The sequence below is a fragment of the Sediminibacterium roseum genome, from assembly GCF_009939005.1.
Taxonomy (GTDB): domain Bacteria; phylum Bacteroidota; class Bacteroidia; order Chitinophagales; family Chitinophagaceae; genus Sediminibacterium; species Sediminibacterium roseum.
Genome location: NZ_JAACJS010000015.1, coordinates 307720 through 323917, shown reverse-complemented (window position 1 = coordinate 323917; position 16198 = coordinate 307720). Strand labels below are relative to the sequence as shown.

General features: G+C 48.6%; 17 protein-coding genes. 16 read left to right on the top strand and 1 reads right to left on the bottom strand.

Annotation, left to right across the window (positions count from 1 at the left end; genetic code table 11):
- Positions 1–32 precede the first annotated feature (32 nt).
- The gene (gene miaE, locus GWC95_RS12510) at positions 33–641 is read right to left on the bottom strand and encodes a tRNA-(ms[2]io[6]A)-hydroxylase (protein WP_161819067.1); all 609 of its coding nucleotides are present in this window, start codon (positions 639–641) and stop codon (positions 33–35) included.
- A gap of 117 nt (positions 642–758) precedes the next feature.
- Between miaE and GWC95_RS12505 the strand changes: the two genes are divergently transcribed.
- From GWC95_RS12505 to GWC95_RS12430, 16 genes are all read left to right on the top strand, one after another.
- Entirely contained in the window at positions 759–1847 is a 1089-nt protein-coding gene (locus GWC95_RS12505; protein ID WP_161819066.1) for an aminotransferase class I/II-fold pyridoxal phosphate-dependent enzyme, read from the top strand.
- Between the two features lie 5 nt (positions 1848–1852).
- Complete coding sequence (locus GWC95_RS12500; protein ID WP_161819065.1) at positions 1853–2425, top strand: pentapeptide repeat-containing protein; 573 nt, start codon at positions 1853–1855, stop codon at positions 2423–2425.
- Positions 2426–2472: 47 nt separating this feature from the next.
- A complete protein-coding gene (locus GWC95_RS12495; RefSeq protein WP_161819064.1) occupies positions 2473–3789 on the top strand; it encodes a DEAD/DEAH box helicase in 1317 nt (438 codons plus the stop codon).
- Positions 3790–3963: 174 nt separating this feature from the next.
- Positions 3964–5214, top strand: coding sequence for a homogentisate 1,2-dioxygenase (locus GWC95_RS12490; RefSeq protein WP_237722149.1), 1251 nt, complete (start codon positions 3964–3966; stop codon positions 5212–5214).
- A 103-nt stretch (positions 5215–5317) separates the two neighbouring features.
- Positions 5318–5722 carry a hypothetical protein gene (locus tag GWC95_RS12485; protein WP_161819063.1) on the top strand — a complete coding sequence of 135 codons (405 nt, stop codon included), beginning with the start codon at positions 5318–5320 and terminating at the stop codon, positions 5720–5722.
- A gap of 104 nt (positions 5723–5826) precedes the next feature.
- Positions 5827–8643: a TolB-like translocation protein gene (locus GWC95_RS12480; protein ID WP_161819062.1), complete on the top strand. Its 2817-nt coding sequence runs from the start codon at positions 5827–5829 to the stop codon at positions 8641–8643.
- A gap of 129 nt (positions 8644–8772) precedes the next feature.
- Positions 8773–8991, top strand: coding sequence for a translation initiation factor IF-1 (gene infA / locus GWC95_RS12475; protein WP_026752042.1), 219 nt, complete (start codon positions 8773–8775; stop codon positions 8989–8991).
- Positions 8992–9044: 53 nt separating this feature from the next.
- Positions 9045–9161, top strand: a complete 117-nt coding sequence (gene ykgO / locus GWC95_RS12470; RefSeq protein ID WP_161819061.1) for a type B 50S ribosomal protein L36 — start codon at positions 9045–9047, stop codon at positions 9159–9161.
- Between the two features lie 68 nt (positions 9162–9229).
- Positions 9230–9610, top strand: coding sequence for a 30S ribosomal protein S13 (gene rpsM, locus GWC95_RS12465; RefSeq protein WP_161819060.1), 381 nt, complete (start codon positions 9230–9232; stop codon positions 9608–9610).
- A gap of 183 nt (positions 9611–9793) precedes the next feature.
- Positions 9794–10204, top strand: coding sequence for a 30S ribosomal protein S11 (rpsK, locus tag GWC95_RS12460; protein ID WP_161819059.1), 411 nt, complete (start codon positions 9794–9796; stop codon positions 10202–10204).
- A 173-nt stretch (positions 10205–10377) separates the two neighbouring features.
- Positions 10378–10983: a 30S ribosomal protein S4 gene (gene rpsD / locus GWC95_RS12455; protein WP_161819058.1), complete on the top strand. Its 606-nt coding sequence runs from the start codon at positions 10378–10380 to the stop codon at positions 10981–10983.
- 119 nt (positions 10984–11102) lie between these two features.
- Entirely contained in the window at positions 11103–12104 is a 1002-nt protein-coding gene (locus GWC95_RS12450) for a DNA-directed RNA polymerase subunit alpha (protein WP_161819057.1), read from the top strand.
- Between the two features lie 99 nt (positions 12105–12203).
- Entirely contained in the window at positions 12204–12731 is a 528-nt protein-coding gene (gene rplQ / locus GWC95_RS12445; RefSeq protein ID WP_161819056.1) for a 50S ribosomal protein L17, read from the top strand.
- A 183-nt stretch (positions 12732–12914) separates the two neighbouring features.
- The gene (gene carA, locus GWC95_RS12440; protein ID WP_161819055.1) at positions 12915–14021 is read left to right on the top strand and encodes a glutamine-hydrolyzing carbamoyl-phosphate synthase small subunit; all 1107 of its coding nucleotides are present in this window, start codon (positions 12915–12917) and stop codon (positions 14019–14021) included.
- Positions 14022–14074: 53 nt separating this feature from the next.
- The gene (gene aroQ / locus GWC95_RS12435) at positions 14075–14497 is read left to right on the top strand and encodes a type II 3-dehydroquinate dehydratase (protein WP_161819054.1); all 423 of its coding nucleotides are present in this window, start codon (positions 14075–14077) and stop codon (positions 14495–14497) included.
- A 113-nt stretch (positions 14498–14610) separates the two neighbouring features.
- The gene (locus GWC95_RS12430; RefSeq protein ID WP_161819053.1) at positions 14611–16146 is read left to right on the top strand and encodes an ArnT family glycosyltransferase; all 1536 of its coding nucleotides are present in this window, start codon (positions 14611–14613) and stop codon (positions 16144–16146) included.
- Positions 16147–16198: the final 52 nt, after the last annotated feature.

The following is a 16198-nucleotide window of genomic DNA, read 5'->3' as shown; positions in this document are numbered from 1 at the left end:
AAACCGTCGCCTAGCGTATTAATACCTGATTTTTAGTGTATGCGATCACCGCGTACTTCTATCTCTTTCATGATCTCCGTTTCGTACGCGAGCCATTCTTTCCAGCGTTTGCGCACTTTTTCCTTGTCGAGGTAAGTTTCTGCGAGATCAATAAAAAGGGTGTAATGCCCCGCTTCGCTTTCCATAAAGCGGCGGTAGAAATTGCGCATGTAAGCATCCGGCAAACCCTCGCTTAATCTTTTGAAGCGTTCGCAGCTGCGCGCTTCTATCAGCGCCATTGTTAAAAGATGATCGAGTAATCGTTCTTCGGGGTGACCGCCTTTTTTCTGAAACCCGATCAGCTTGTTTACGTATTCATCTTTGCGTTGCTTGCCCAGTTTGAGTTTTCTTTTTTTCAGCTCATTCAGCACCAGCCTGAAATGCCCCCATTCTTCGGTTACGATAGGAGCGAGTTCGGTCACCAGTTTTTCCCTGTCAGAATACCGCTGTATCAAAGTGATGCAGGTAGTTGCCGCCTTCTGCTCGCAATAGGCATGGTCGGTAAGGATCGCTTCCAGCGAAATATTCGCAAGGTCAACCCACCGTGGATCTGTGGGCAGCTCCAATCCCAAAATGCTTTTTGTATGTTCTGATAGTTCCATGGTAAGAGGGCCGTTCGTGAGCCGCGGCGCAGGGCGCCTTTTTGTTTGAAACAAAGTTACTATAAAAACCCCGCAGCCCAAGACGCACGGCTCGCGGCTAATAATTAGCTTTACACCATGTACCCCGACCAGTTCCTTCAAAAAAAACTAGACGAGCGCAGGGCCGATCGTTCCCTTCGCAAACTGCGGTTACCCGATGGCAAATCGGATTTCTGTTCGAACGATTACCTGGGTATTGTTCACAACCGTCTTTTGCAAACCACCACTGAATCCCTTGTAAGCGGGTCGGGTGGCTCGCGGCTGCTGGCGGGAAATTATGCAATGATCGAAGAAGTGGAAAAGCACATCGCCGCTTTTCACCAGGCCGAAGCCGCTTTGGTGTTTAACTCGGGTTACGATGCAAACACCGGCCTGCTCTCTTCGGTTCCGCAGAAGGGCGACACGGTTTTGTACGATCATCTTTGCCATGCCTCCATCCGCGACGGTATCCGTCTCTCTTTTGCGAACGCTTTTTCTTTTGCGCACAACGATCTTGACGACCTGCAGAAAAAAGCTGCATCAAAAACAGGAACGCTTTTTATCGTTACCGAATCTTTGTTCAGTATGGATGGCGATCTCTGCCCGCTCGGCGCGCTGGTTGATGTCTCGAAAAAACTCGGTGCACACCTCGTCATCGATGAGGCGCATGCAACCGGTATCATCGGGCAAAAAGGAGAGGGGCTCGTGCAGCAGCTGCAATTGCAGGATGCTGTTTTTGCCCGCATGCATACATTCGGAAAAGCCTGTGGGTGCCATGGTGCGGTAGTGCTGGGGTCAAACGCGCTGCGCGAATACCTGGTAAATTTTGCACGGAGTTTTGTTTTTTCCACGGCATTGCCGGAGCACAGCATAGCGTTTGTAAAATCTTCGTATGGTATTTTTCCTTTGCTGAATGATGAGCGCGCACACCTGCGGAAACTGGTAGCCGTTTTTCAATCGGCTGCAATGCGTTACGAAAAGCTGCCCTCGCAAACGCCTATCCAGGCGGTGATCATCCCGGGTAATGAAGAGGTGAGAGCAGTAGCGGAAAACTTGCAGGCGAATGGATTTGATGTGCGGCCGATCCTGTATCCCACCGTTCCCAGGGGAAAAGAAAGATTACGCATCGTGCTCCATGCATTCAATACGATTGAAGAAGTGGAAAAGCTAACCACGCTACTGAAATGATTTTTATGGATACAGCTTATTTTGAGGACCAGTCTTTCGATAAAAAAAATTTTACCGAAGCACCGCTGCAGCCGGGTGAATATGAAAGCTGCACATTCACCAATTGTAATTTTTCAGATGCCGATCTTTCGGGCATCCGGTTCTCGGCATGCACGTTCAATGGTTGCAACCTGGGGATGGCGAAATTGGTGAAGACCTCTTTCCAGGATACTGTTTTCAGAGACTGCAAACTCCTGGGACTGCATTTCGATCTCTGCGATGGATTTTTGTTTACCGTATCTTTTGAGAACTGCATGCTGAACCTTTCTTCTTTTTATAAACTGAAACTGAAGAAAACAAATTTCATCAACTGCACGCTACAGGAGGTGGATTTTACAGAGGCCGACCTGGGCAACGCTGTTTTGAAGGACTGTGATCTTTCGCGCGCTGTTTTCGACAATACGGTTTTGGAGAAAGCGGATCTGCGGGGGTCTTATCATTTTTCGATAGATCCTGAGCGCAACAGGATCAGGAAGGCCAGATTCTCTGTTGGCGCCATCGCGGGCCTGCTCGATAAATATGAGCTTGATATAGATTGACGCGGCGCAATCTCCTTATCCGCTTCGCTTTTTAGTATCTTTGCGCCATGCCAACCATACCATCGATATTGTCGTCGCTCGATATTGCTTCCCTCAATGCCATGCAGGAAACTGCCTCCGCCACCATCGCAGAAAAAAACGAAGTACTGCTTTTGGCGCCTACGGGGTCGGGAAAAACGCTTGCGTTCCTGTTGCCCATTTCGCAATTGCTCAAAGAAAACGGGAAGCAGGTGCAATGCCTTGTACTCACACCTTCGCGCGAGCTGGCGATACAGATAGAACAGGTCTGGAAAAAAATGGCAACGGGCTTTAAGGTGAGTTGCTGTTACGGCGGCCACGATATGCAGACCGAAATACAAAACCTCGCAGAACCACCCGCGCTGCTGATCGGAACGCCCGGCCGTATCGCCGACCACATCAAACGCGCAACCTTTTCCCGCGAAGCGGTGCGCACATTGGTTTTGGACGAGTTCGACAAATCGCTTGCGCTGGGGTTTGAAGAAGACATGTCCTATATATTCCGTTCACTGGAAAAATTGGATAAAAAAATATTTGTGTCGGCAACGGCAACTGTAGACATCCCTGCATTTGCAGAAGTATCGGATGAACTGACCGTGCTCAACAACATGGATGAAACCAAAAAGGAAGCGGCGCTGACCTTGCAGTTGGTGGTATCTGAGGAGAAAGACAAAGTGGATCGCCTTGTTGACCTGCTTGCTTATATCAACAGCGAACCCGCCATTGTTTTCTTTAACCACCGCGATGCAGTAGAACGTGCCTCCACCCTGTTAAGGGAAAAAGGGATCGAATGCGGCGCATTTCACGGGGGCATGGAGCAGATGCAGCGGGAGCAGGCGCTGATCCAGTTCAGGAACGGGAGCAACCGTTTCCTGTTAGCAACAGACCTTGCCGCGCGCGGGCTGGACATTCCTGAAATGAAGCATGTGATCCATTATCACCTACCCTCCACCGAAGCAGAGTTCACCCACAGGAACGGGCGCACGGCAAGGATGGAAGAAACAGGAACGGCATACCTGCTGGTGCATACCGAAGAACAACTTCCTGGTTACATCCGCCAAAAACCGGGAGAACTGGAGGTGCCGCACCATGCGAAACTTCCCAAACCGGCAGAATGGGTAACGGTGTACATCAACGGCGGAAAGAAGGACAAGCTCAATAAAGTGGACATCGTGGGTTTTCTTTCGCAAAAGGGACGATTGGAGAAACACGAGATCGGGCTGATCATCGTAAACGACAGGAATGCTTTCGTAGCCGTTAAAAAACACAAGATCAAGACCCTGCTGCCCCTGGTTCAGAATGAAAAGATCAAAGGAACGAAGTACAAGATCGTTGTTGCCCGTTAATTCGATAGAGGGTATCTTTTTTTGTGAAAAATTACACGGGCCCATTCGCGATCCACTGCCCGTTATTGCCTAACTTTAGGTTACACCCGCTTGCCATGCCCTTCCATAGAAACTTCACATATTGGATAGACAAACGTGTCTGGAAATATTATTTCCTGATGGTATCCCTGCAACTTGCTTTTAGCGGGCGTTAAAGCCAGTATCGACGAGAGATGGCTGCGCAGCAGCAGCAGCAAAATATTATTACGGATCATCAATCACCAGAAAATGCCTCATTACCATACCGCAGGCACCATTCCGCACAAACGGCACACACAGTTCCGTAAACCGGATGGGAGCCTTTATTCAGAACAATTGTTTTCCACCGAAGGTTTCAGCAACGATTATTCCTTGCTGTACCATACCTACCCGCCCACGCAGATCATCCATACGGATGAGCCGGTGAATGTGGCGCCAAAAGTGGCGGAAGAAAAAATGCTCAAACACAGGAGCTTCGAGGGCTTTAACATCAAACCCGAAAAAGACTTTTTGCAAAGCCGCAAGGCGGTGCTGGTAAACAACGATTGCCACATTGTTCTGGCAGCGCCGCAGGAGGGCATGAAAGATTATTTCTACAAAAATGCAGATGCAGACGAAATGATCTTCGTACACGAGGGCAGCGGCAAACTGACCACACAATACGGCGAGCTCGAATTTGCTTACGGCGATTACCTCGTTATTCCGCGGGGTACGATCTACCAGGTTCATTTCAACGATGCGGATAACCGTTTGTTCATCGTGGAGAGTTTCAGCCCGATCCGCTATCCCAAACGGTACCTCAGCAAATACGGGCAATTGCTCGAGCACGCGCCCTATTGCGAGCGCGATATCCGTGTTCCGAAGCACCTGGTTACAAAAGACGAGGCGGGGGATTTTCTCATCAAGACAAAAAAGAAAAGCGTTTTATACGGATTGCATTACGCACACCATCCTTTTGATGTGGTGGGATGGGATGGCTGCTGTTATCCTTATGCCTTCAGCATCCACGATTTTGAACCCATTACGGGGCGCGTGCACCAGCCGCCGCCCGTGCACCAGACATTCGAGGCGAACAATTTTGTGGTGTGCAGTTTTTGCCCGCGCCTGTACGATTACCATCCCGATGCGATTCCCGCGCCTTACAACCACAGCAACATCGACAGCGATGAAGTGTTGTATTATGTGGATGGCGATTTCATGAGCCGCAAAAATGTGACCCGCGGTATGATCACGCTGCACCCCGCCGGCATTCCACACGGCCCGCACCCCGGCGCAGTGGAAAAAAGCATCGGCAAAAAAGAAACACAGGAACTCGCCGTAATGGTTGATACGTTCCACCCGCTCCAGCTTACACAGGAAGCGCTGGAGATAGAGAACGAAGGATACACAATGAGTTGGGCGGAGTGAAAGGAAACGACCACAGGGTTGGGCGTAAAACCATTTTAACCCGGGCTCCCAATGTTTTTCTAAAAAAAAATCCTAACTTCTCATTCTAAAAATCTATTGCCATATGATCAAATTCAGCGACATCAAGATCGGAGACTATCTGCGTGCGGAGTATGAAGGGAAAATGTGGGAAGGTGAGGTGGTCCGGTTGAACGGAGATGAAAAACAGGTTTGCGTGCAAACCGAGGTACAGGAGTTCTGGTTCTCTACCGATCACCTGTATCCCATCGAACTCACAGAAGAGCAGGTGCTCAAACTCGGTTTCCAGAAACAGGATAACGAGGATGGCTCGGCAAAATACATGAAGGGTTCATTCCGTATTGTAACGCCTGTTAATGGTGATTTTTCGCATATGGAAATGTGGTACCGCGAAGACAGGCGCCACAACCCCGATGTTCATTATGTGCACCAGTTGCAGAACCAGTATCTCGACATGACCAAGATCCATCTTACCAGCGACCCGATGTAGGGAAATTCATAATTTTTAAAAGACGCCTCAGCATTGGCGTCTTTTTTGTTTACAGAAGCGGGAGTAGTGAGATTGCCCTAACTTTAAACAAACCGTTTGCCCGCATGAGACAAGGCTTCCTGTTCGTTATCTTTTTTGTTTTTGCTGTTTGTAACCTGAATGCCCAGCAGTTTGGTGGTAACCCGTCGTCGGTAAAATGGATGCAGGTCAATACAGATACGGTGCGCGTGATCTTTCCGCAGGGATACGATGCAAAGGCGCAACGCATCGCCAACATCATTCATTCGCTTCAGCAAAACCATTCGCATTCCATCGGCGACAAGATCAGGAAAGTGAACATCGTGCTGCAGCACCAGGCGTTGTTCTCGAACGGCTATGTAGGATTGGCGCCGTACCGCAGCGAGTTCTACCTTACGCCTTTACAGGATCCCTTTCAACTGGGCGCCAACAACTGGGCCGACCAGCTCGCCGTTCACGAATTCAGACATGTGCAGCAGTACAGCAATTTCAACAAGGGCCTCTCCAAACTCGCGCATATCCTTTTAGGGGAACAGGGGCAGGTGGTGGCCAATGCCGCTTCGGTTCCCGATTGGTTCTTTGAGGGCGATGCCGTGTTCAACGAAACAAAACTGACACAGCAGGGAAGGGGTACGCTGCCGCTTTTTATCAGCAACTATCAATCGCTATACATCGCCAACAGGCAATACAGCTACATGAAAATGCGCAATGGTTCGCTGCGCGATTTTGTGCCGGATCATTACGACCTCGGTTATTTACTGGTGGGATATGGAAGGAAGAAATACGGCGAAGACATCTGGCGCAAGATCACAGACGATGCATCGCGTTTCAAACCATTGGTCTATCCTTTCCAGGGAGCGGTAAAAAACAATACGGGCGTTTCCTTCACACAATTTGTGAACGACGCGATGCAATATTACAAACAGCAATGGGCGCTTGTTCCAACCGTGCAGCCGCAATGGATCACCGCGAAAGCGGAGCACGATGTGGTAAATTACCAGTATCCGTACCGTGCCGGAAATGGATCGTTCATTGTATTGAAGAACAGCAGGCGACAGGTGCCGGCTTTTTACAGGATCAGTGAGAACGGGAAAGAAGAAAAGATCGCCGTGAAAGATATTTCGCCCGACAACTATTTTTCTTACAACAACGGGAGGATCGTTTACGCAGCCTCACAACCTGACCTGCGCTGGGGCAACCGCGAATTCAATTCCATCCGTGTGCTGGATGTGGCCACCGGCGAACAGCAGACCGTGGCAAACGGCACCAAATATTTTTCACCCGATATTTCGCGCGATGGCAAAAACATCATCGCGGTTGAAATGGATCCGCTCTCGGGCTCACGCATCGTACTCATCAACCAACAGGGAATCTTGTTCGACTCATTGCCCCGGAGCGGTATCGTTTTCTCTCACCCTAAATTTGCTGCGGATGATGCCCATTATTATGTTGCGTCGAGAAATGCAGGCGGGCAAATGGCGCTTGTTAAATATTCGCTGCGCGATAACGGGGCAGGAGAGATACTGGTGCCCCTATCAAACCGCCTCATCGGTTTCCTTAACGTGCAGAACGATACACTGCTCTTCACCACAACTTACGAAGGCAAAGACGAGCTCTGGGCGATCGTGGACGGGAAAGAAAGAAAGGGGCCGTTCAGGCTGGCTTCTTATGCTACCGGTATTTACCAGGGGCTGCTCAAAGACAGTACCCTCATCGGCTCGGCATTTACCGCAGATGGCTACCGCCTCGCGGCCTTCAAACCCCTGTGGCAGCGTGTGGATATCAAGGACGAACTGAAGGAACGGTACCTCAACAATGTTTTCAGCAACGATGTTTTCTCCCCACGCGAAAAAGCGATGCTTGATAGTTTGCCGCAGCACCAGTACGATGTTTCCAAATACCGGAAATCGCACAACCTGCTGAACATACACAGCTACCGGCCCTATTATGAGCCGCCGGAATACTCTTTTACTTTATACGGGCAGAATGTGCTCAACACGCTTCAATCGGAACTCGCTTACACTTATAATGAGAACGAGGGAAGCCACAAAGCAGGCTACAGCGGCATTTATGGCGGAAGTTACCTGCAGCCATTGTTCGGCATCAGTCATACCTGGAACCGTACCGGGCTGTACCGTCCCGATACCACCGTACACTGGAACGAACTCGCGGGTTATGCCGGGCTCCAGTTGCCGCTGAACCTTTCGGGCGGTAAGCAGTACCGGTACCTTACCCTCTCATCTACCTACAACCTGAACCGGGTAAAATGGACGGGCATAGGCAAGTCCCTCTTCCGCGATGCGGATATCCAGTACCTGCAAAGCAGGATCTCGTTTACTTCGCAATCGCAGAAGGCGGCGCAGCAGATCTACCCGCATTTTGCGCAAAATATTTTCCTGCAGTACCGGAACATCGTAAATCAATACAAGGGTCACCAGTTCCTGGCGAGCGGCGCCCTGTATTTCCCGGGGCTGATGAACAGCCACAGCATCGTGCTTACCGCGGCGTTCCACAGCAGGGATACCTTGCAGCAGTACCTGTTTGCCAACAACTTCCCGTTTGCAAGGGGCTATTCCGCCGTCGATTTCCCGGATATGTGGAAACTGGGGGTGAACTACCATTTCCCGGTGGCATACCCCGACTGGGGTTTTGACAACATCGTTTATTTCCTGCGTGTGCGCTCCAATGTCTTTTTTGATTATACGGAAGGAAAGAGCCGCCGCACCGGCATGGTAACCCCGTTCAGAACGGTGGGCACTGAGCTGTTCTTCGATACGAGGTGGTGGAACCAGCAGACGGTTACTTTCGGGTTAAGGTATAGCCGATTGCTCGACAACCAGTTCCGTGGTGCAACCAACCCGGATGTTTGGGAGTTCATACTGCCGGTAAACCTGTTCAATTAACCGGTTTTTGCGTAGATTTGCCCTTAAACGGGCGGAATTGCAAGGTGTTTTCCACATTTTTCTAATTTTTTTCCACTAATTTTTCTTATTCCGGCTGTATTGTAATATCTTTGCAGCCCCAAAAATCGTATGTCGAAACAACCACTGATCAAACAAGATGGCGTAATTCTGGAAGCCCTGAGCAATGCTATGTTCCGGGTGAAGTTGGAAAACGGTCATGAAATACTGGCCACCATCTCAGGTAAAATGAGGATGCACTACATCAGGATCCTGCCTGGTGACAAAGTGGGAGTGGAGATGAGTCCGTACGATTTGAGCCGGGGCCGTATTATATTCAGGTACAAGTAATAATAAGCGATCCACCTTGCCTTGGCCGGGATGGGTAATAAAAAACAGAAAAAATGAAAGTTAGAGCTTCCATTAAAAAACGCAGCGTTGATTGCAAGATCGTGAAAAGAAAAGGCAAGTTGTTTGTGATCAACAAAAAGAACCCACGCTTCAAACAGCGCCAGGGATAATTGAAAAGCGGCAGGTACAGGTTACAGGCTGCAAGTAAAAACGTACAGTAATAATTTAAAATAAAACTATGGCTCGTATTGCCGGTATTGATTTACCAAAAAATAAAAGAGGAGAAATCGGTCTGACCTATATTTTTGGTATTGGCCGTTCAACTGCACAATATATTCTTGACAAAGCAGGTATTTCTTTCGATAAGAAAGTAAGCCAGTGGAATGATGATGAGCAGGCTGCTATCCGTAACATCATCAACTCTGAGTTCAAAGTGGAGGGTGCTTTGCGCAGTGAGGTTTCAATGAGCATCAAACGCTTGTTGGACATCGCCTGCTACCGTGGCCTCCGCCACCGTAAAGGATTGCCTGTTCGCGGACAGCGCACCAAAACCAACAGCCGTACCAGGAAAGGTAAACGTAAGACGGTTGCAGGTAAGAAGAAAGTTGCGAAGAAATAACAACAGCAATTAGCAATTGGTAGTCAAGAATTAGTAATTAAAGGAATTCATAATTACTAATTCTTAATTACCAATTGCTAATTCAATATAAATCCGGAAGCTTGGATCGCTCGAAAAGGGCAGGAGAGTACCCGGTTCCCCTAGTGGGATTTCATTTTTTAAAGACTACCTCAAAAAACAAACATGGCTAAACCACAAAAAGCGCAGAACAGTGCAAAAGCTGTTGCGAAGAAAAGAATTGTAAAAGTAGACGCAGCTGGCGAAGTTCGTATCTCTGCCACTTTCAACAACATCATCATCAGTTTTACCAACAAGTCTGGCCAGGTTATCAGCTGGAGCAGTGCGGGTAAAATGGGTTTCAAAGGTTCTAAAAAGAACACTCCATACGCGGCACAGATGGCAGCGAGCGATGCAGCCAAAGTTGCACTCGATGCGGGCCTGAAAAGAGTTGACGTATTTGTAAAAGGACCAGGTTCAGGACGTGAAGGCGCTATCCGCTCGATCTCCCAGTCAGGTATCGAAGTAACTTCTATCAAAGACGTTACCCCCCTGCCACATAATGGCTGCCGTCCACCGAAACAACGTCGTGTATAATAAATAGCAATTAAGAATTAGGAATTAAGAATTAGGAATTAGAAATTAAGAATCCGTAACTACAAACCCAATTATTAATCACTAATTCCTAATTACCAATTATAAAGGGTGGGTTATCAATTTTAGATTTTTAAGATAAGCCGCCGTCATTAAAAAATCGCAAAACAAAAACAATGGCACGTTACACAGGTCCTAAGACCAAAATTTCAAGAATTTTCGGAGAGCCTATCCTGGGCAATGGCAAATGGTTGGGTAAGAACAGCAACCCTCCGGGCCAGCACGGTGCGGCTAAAAAACGCAAAACATTAGGCGAGTACGCACTTCAGTTGCGCGAGAAACAAAAAGCGAAATACACTTACGGTGTACTTGAGCGCCAGTTCCGCAAAACATTTGAAGAAGCACAGCGTTTGAAAGGTGTTACCGGTGAGAACCTGATCAAATTGCTCGAGGCACGCCTCGACAATACCGTTTTCCGCCTGGGCTTAACAGCGAGCCGTCCTGAGGCGCGCCAGCTCGTTAACCACAAACACATCCAGGTGAACGGAGAGATCATGAACATTCCTTCTTACCAGTGTAAAGCAGGTGATATCATCACATACAAACCAAAAAGCGGTGATAATTCAGCAGTAACCAGCAAGAGCCGTGGCAAGAATCCTAAGTTCAGCTGGCTCGACTGGAACGAGGCTGAAAAGAAAGGTACGTTCATCACTTACCCAGAGCGTGAAAGCGTTCCTGAGAACATCAAGGAGCAGTTGATCGTCGAGTTGTACTCTAAATAGTGGGTTGTGAGTAGTGGATGGTTGGTCAGACTTACCATTCACTACTTACCACTGACTCATATATTTTCCTTTTCGCTTCGTGTGGGTGAAAAGACAAACAAGTAAAAACAAGTTTTAATATGGCCATATTAAGCTTTCAGAAGCCCGATAAGATCGTTTTACAAAAAGCAAATGATTTCGAAGGACAATTCGAATTTCGTCCGTTAGAGCCAGGCTTCGGTCTGACCATCGGTAATGCTTTACGCAGAGTGTTGTTGAGTTCATTGGAAGGATACGCACTTGTAGGCATTAAGATCGAAGGTGTTGACCACGAGTTTGCAACCATCAAAGGCGTAACAGAAGACGTTACGGAGATCATCCTCAACCTGAAACAGGTTCGTTTCAAAAAACATGTTGAGCACGATGTTGCCAACGAAAAGATCACATTATCCATCAAAGGCCGCACCGAATTTACTGCAGGTATGATCGGTGAACTGTCACAAAACTTCCAGGTGATGAACCCTGAGTTGGTGATCTGCACCATGGATACCACTTCTAAAATGGATATCGAACTTACCATCGCCAAAGGCCGTGGCTATATCCCTGCAGAAGAGAACAAAATCAAAGATTCTGTATTCGGATACATCGCGATCGATTCTATTCACACACCGATCAAGAACGTTAAATACGCGATTGAGAACTACCGTGTGGAACAAAGAACAGACTACGAGAAACTGATCCTCGATGTGGCTACAGATGGTACCATCCATCCTGAAGACGCTGTTAAGCAGGCATCACGTATCCTGATCCAGCACCTGATGATCATTACCGATGAAAACATCACTTTCGATAACAAGGAAGACAAGAAAGAAGATGTGGTTGATGAGCATGTATTGCAACTGCGCAAAGTATTGAAAACACCACTCGAAGACCTCGATCTTTCTGTGCGTGCGTTCAACTGCCTGAAAGCAGCGAAGATCAACAGCCTGAGCGAGCTCGTTCAGTACGAGCAGGAAGACCTCATGAAATTCAGGAACTTCGGCCAGAAATCACTTTCTGAGATCGAACAGGTTCTGACCGAAAGAGGCTTGAGCTTTGGAATGGATCTGAATAAACTTGGACTGGATAATTTAGACAATTAATAAACAACAGCCGCCCCCGAAACCGGTGGTTCCGGACAGGCTGGATTCAATCACATCTTGTAATTCCTGACACGGTACAAGATCTAAAAACAAAAAGTCATGCGTCACGGAGACAAAATCAACAACCTCGGCCGTAAGAAAGCACACAGGGTTGCTTTATTGCAGAACCTTGCGAGCCAGCTGATCACACACAAACGTATTGTTACCACTCTGGCCAAAGCCAAAGCGCTGAGAACATATGTTGAACCGCTGATCACCAAAACAAAGAAAAACGAAAACGCGCTCCAGATCAGCCACAACCACCGTTTGGTGTTTGCTGAGCTCCAGGATAAAGCGGCGGTGAAAGAACTGTTCACCGTAGTAGGGCCAAAAGTAGCGAGCCGCCCGGGTGGTTACACACGTATCCTGAAATTAGGGATCCGTCCGGGTGACAATGCAGAAAAAGCAATGATCGAACTGGTAGACTTTAACGAGATCTACGGTAAGGGCGTTGAAAAAGCAGCAGAACCCGCTAAGAAAACCCGCCGTGGCCGCGCTCCTAAAAAAGCAGAAGCCGCAGCAGAACCGGCAGCCGAAGCAACACCGGCAGCGGAAACGCCTTCAACAGAAGAAAAAGCAGGCGAATAAAAATGAAAGATTTCTAATTGATAAAAAGGCAAAACTGATTGGTTTTGCCTTTTTTTTAAGCCCTGCAGCAAGAGAACAGGATCAGGCCAGGGAGCTCACCCTTTTCTTCTGCGGGCGGTGGAAAAAAATATACAGCAATTAATCCAGGATGAGTTTTTTTTGCAATCGAAACCCAATAGAACAATGACCCAATCCAATCAACCAGCGATCTTATTATTAGCAGACGGACATGTATTTTACGGGCAGTCGTTCGGCAAGTCCGGAACGGCAACAGGCGAGATCTGTTTCAACACCGGCATGACGGGCTACCAGGAAGTGTTTACGGACCCCAGTTATACCGGGCAGATCCTGATCATGAACAACGTGCACGTAGGGAACTACGGTGTGAAATCTGTAGATGTGGAGAGTTCAGGTGTGAAGATCCGCGGATTGATCGCGCGCAATCTTGAAGAGCAGTTCAGCCGTTTGATGGCAGAGGGTGATCTGAATGAGTACCTCAAGGCAAACAACATCGTAGCCATCGAAGGTGTTGATACAAGGGCGCTGGTTGCGCACATCCGCACAAAAGGCGCGATGAACTGCATCATCTCCACGGAGATACTGGATGTTGAACAACTCAAAAAAGAACTCGACAAAGTGCCCGATATGGATGGCCTCGAACTGGCCAGCACCGTAAGCACCACGGAAGAATACGAACTCGGCGATGCAAACGCCCCGCTGAAAGTGGCGGTCCTCGATTACGGCGTGAAGAAACACATTCTCGAGTGTCTTGTATCAAGAGGCGCCCATGTTAGGGTGCACCCTGCGAAAACAAGCATCAGCCGTTTGAAAGAATTTAACCCAAGCGGTTATTTTATCTCCAACGGCCCCGGCGATCCGGCGGCAATGCCTTACGCGGTTGAAACGGTGAAAGAGATCCTGAAAGAAAACAAACCGGTTTTCGGTATCTGCCTTGGCCACCAGTTGCTCGCGCTCGCCAACGGCATCCCTACCTTTAAAATGCACCATGGACACAGGGGGTTGAACCATCCTGTAAAAAACATCATTACCGGGCAATGCGAGATCACAACACAGAACCATGGCTTTGGCGTGGATCCTGAAGCGGTACGCAACCATCCGAATGTTGAGGTAACGCATGTGAACCTGAACGACGATTCCATTGAAGGGATCCGTTTAAAAGACAGGCCCGCCTTCAGCGTACAATACCATCCTGAAAGTACACCAGGGCCGCACGACAGCCGCTACCTTTTCGATCGCTTTATCGAGATGATCAACGAGTCGAAAAACTAAGTTCTTTGCGCTTTTGGAAAGTTTTAAACTTTCCAAAAGCGTATCTTAGACGCATGAAAATCGCCATCATCAACGGTCCCAATCTTAACCTCCTCGGTAAAAGGGAGACGGATATCTACGGAAATATGCCGTTTGAGCAATTCCTCGAAACATTACGGTCGCAGTTTCCCGGTGTGGATTTTCATTACTACCAAAGCAATATAGAAGGGGAGCTTATCAATGAACTGCAGCGTGTAGGATACGATCACGACGGGATCGTTCTGAACCCTGCGGGATATACACATACCTCCGTGGCCATCGGCGATGCCATCGCGGCCATCAAGGCGCCTGTTGTGGAAGTACACATCAGCAACGTGCATGCGCGCGAAGACTTCAGGAAATTATCGCATGTGTCGGGCAAATCTGCCGGCAGCATTTTTGGATTGGGATTGAAAGGATATGAATTGGCAATTCGTTGGCTGATGGATCGCCCGTAATACCTGGTTTCGGCATAATTTTGGAAAGTGCAACGGGAAATTTTGAGATCCGGTATTTCAGAAGCGCTATCCAACCGCCGCGGCGGATCAACCACTAAATCCTGCATTCCCTGATGAACCAACAGTATTCTAAAAAAGTCCTCTGGTTAATACTGATCGTTTCCCTACTGAAACTGGTCACCGCCTCGCTGATCGAATTAGGGAACGATGAAGTGTATTACTGGACCTATGCTGTTCAACCCGACTGGAATCATTTTGACCATCCGCCCATGGTAGGATGGATGATCCGCCTCACCACTTTCAATCTTCATTGGGTATCGGAAGTTTCATTAAGGCTCGGCGGTATACTGTGCGCGGCCCTTTCAACCTGGTTCATTTTTAAAACGGGCAAACTCATCGGCAACGAGAAGGCCGGGTGGTATTCGGCGCTTGTGTACAACTGTTCCGTTTACACGGGTGTGATCGCCGGGTTGTTCATCATGCCCGATTCGCCGCAAATGCCATTCTGGACCGCATCGCTTTACATCATGGCGCATCTCTTCATCAGGAACGATGAAAACAAATTAAGCACCTGGCTGATACTGGGATTGATGATCGGACTTGCAACCCTTTGCAAAGTGCACGGACTGTATTTATGGGCCGGCTTTGGCTTGTTCCTCCTGCTCACAAGGGCAAAATGGCTCCTCAACTGGCGCCTGTATGCAGCGGCATTTGTTACGCTGCTCTGCGTATTGCCCATTGTGTACTGGAACGTGATCAATGATTTCATCACCTACCGTTTTCATTCGGGCCGCGTAACGCATACCACCATTCAATGGGATATGCTGGGAAGGGAGATAGGAGGTGAGATCATTTACCAGAACCCCGTGGTGTTTGTTTTGTTATTGATCGCTTTTGTAGCAATGCTCCGCAAACGCATCCGTTTCAACAGGAAGAAAGCGTCTACCTGGCTGCTGTGCATGAGTGTGCCGATGATCCTTCTGTTCTGGGGTGTGGCGCTGTTGAACCCCACATTGCCGCATTGGAGCGGTCCTGCCTATATACCTTTGTTTTTTGTGGCGGGCCTGTACCTCGAAAAAAGATCGCGCCATGTGTTCCCCGGGTTTATAAAAGTTGCAGGTGTGTTGATGATCCTAGTACTCATCGCCGGTGTTGCATTGGTGCGCCTCTCGCCCGTAAATTTCGGGAGCCATGAAAAAGCAAACTACGGCGAGTATTGCCCTACACTCGATCTCTCGGGCTGGAAGGACCTCAGTAAAACATTTGCCGCCGAAGCAAGGGCAGACATCGCAAGCGGCAGGATGAAAAACGATGCGCCGATCCTCGTCAACAAATGGTTCCCGGGCGGGCACATCGAATTTTATACGTCGAGGGAAACCGGCTTGCGTGTGCTTGGTATTGGCGCGTTGGAGGACATTCACAAATTCGCATGGCTGAACAAAGAACGCGCACCGTTGAAAAAAGGAGACGATGCCTATGTGATCGTTCCTTCCAACCTGCCCATGGATGTGGGCGAAATTTATGGGAAACATTTTACTTCGGTAAGTTCATACACCATCAACCAGAGAAGAAATGGCGGCGTGGTGCGGTATTTTTATGTGTACAGGTTGAAGGATTGCAAACAACCTTTCGATGATGTGATCCGTTGATGCCCGGGATGTTGGTTGTGCAAGCTGCACATCACCCGAAGCCGATCACAAA

What these genes read in the sequence shown, in the direction of transcription:
- carA (WP_161819055.1), top strand. Translation starts at nt 12,915, where the DNA reads ATGACCCAATCCAATCAACCAGCGATCTTATTATTAGCAGACGGACAT.
- rpsM (WP_161819060.1), top strand. Translation starts at nt 9,230, where the DNA reads ATGGCTCGTATTGCCGGTATTGATTTACCAAAAAATAAAAGAGGAGAA.
- GWC95_RS12485 (WP_161819063.1), top strand. Translation starts at nt 5,318, where the DNA reads ATGATCAAATTCAGCGACATCAAGATCGGAGACTATCTGCGTGCGGAG.
- GWC95_RS12450 (WP_161819057.1), top strand. Translation starts at nt 11,103, where the DNA reads ATGGCCATATTAAGCTTTCAGAAGCCCGATAAGATCGTTTTACAAAAA.
- GWC95_RS12430 (WP_161819053.1), top strand. Translation starts at nt 14,611, where the DNA reads ATGAACCAACAGTATTCTAAAAAAGTCCTCTGGTTAATACTGATCGTT.
- GWC95_RS12500 (WP_161819065.1), top strand. Translation starts at nt 1,853, where the DNA reads ATGGATACAGCTTATTTTGAGGACCAGTCTTTCGATAAAAAAAATTTT.
- rplQ (WP_161819056.1), top strand. Translation starts at nt 12,204, where the DNA reads ATGCGTCACGGAGACAAAATCAACAACCTCGGCCGTAAGAAAGCACAC.
- GWC95_RS12505 (WP_161819066.1), top strand. Translation starts at nt 759, where the DNA reads ATGTACCCCGACCAGTTCCTTCAAAAAAAACTAGACGAGCGCAGGGCC.
- GWC95_RS12495 (WP_161819064.1), top strand. Translation starts at nt 2,473, where the DNA reads ATGCCAACCATACCATCGATATTGTCGTCGCTCGATATTGCTTCCCTC.
- ykgO (WP_161819061.1), top strand. Translation starts at nt 9,045, where the DNA reads ATGAAAGTTAGAGCTTCCATTAAAAAACGCAGCGTTGATTGCAAGATC.
- rpsK (WP_161819059.1), top strand. Translation starts at nt 9,794, where the DNA reads ATGGCTAAACCACAAAAAGCGCAGAACAGTGCAAAAGCTGTTGCGAAG.
- GWC95_RS12480 (WP_161819062.1), top strand. Translation starts at nt 5,827, where the DNA reads ATGAGACAAGGCTTCCTGTTCGTTATCTTTTTTGTTTTTGCTGTTTGT.
- infA (WP_026752042.1), top strand. Translation starts at nt 8,773, where the DNA reads ATGTCGAAACAACCACTGATCAAACAAGATGGCGTAATTCTGGAAGCC.
- miaE (WP_161819067.1), bottom strand. Translation starts at nt 641, where the DNA reads ATGGAACTATCAGAACATACAAAAAGCATTTTGGGATTGGAGCTGCCC.
- aroQ (WP_161819054.1), top strand. Translation starts at nt 14,075, where the DNA reads ATGAAAATCGCCATCATCAACGGTCCCAATCTTAACCTCCTCGGTAAA.
- rpsD (WP_161819058.1), top strand. Translation starts at nt 10,378, where the DNA reads ATGGCACGTTACACAGGTCCTAAGACCAAAATTTCAAGAATTTTCGGA.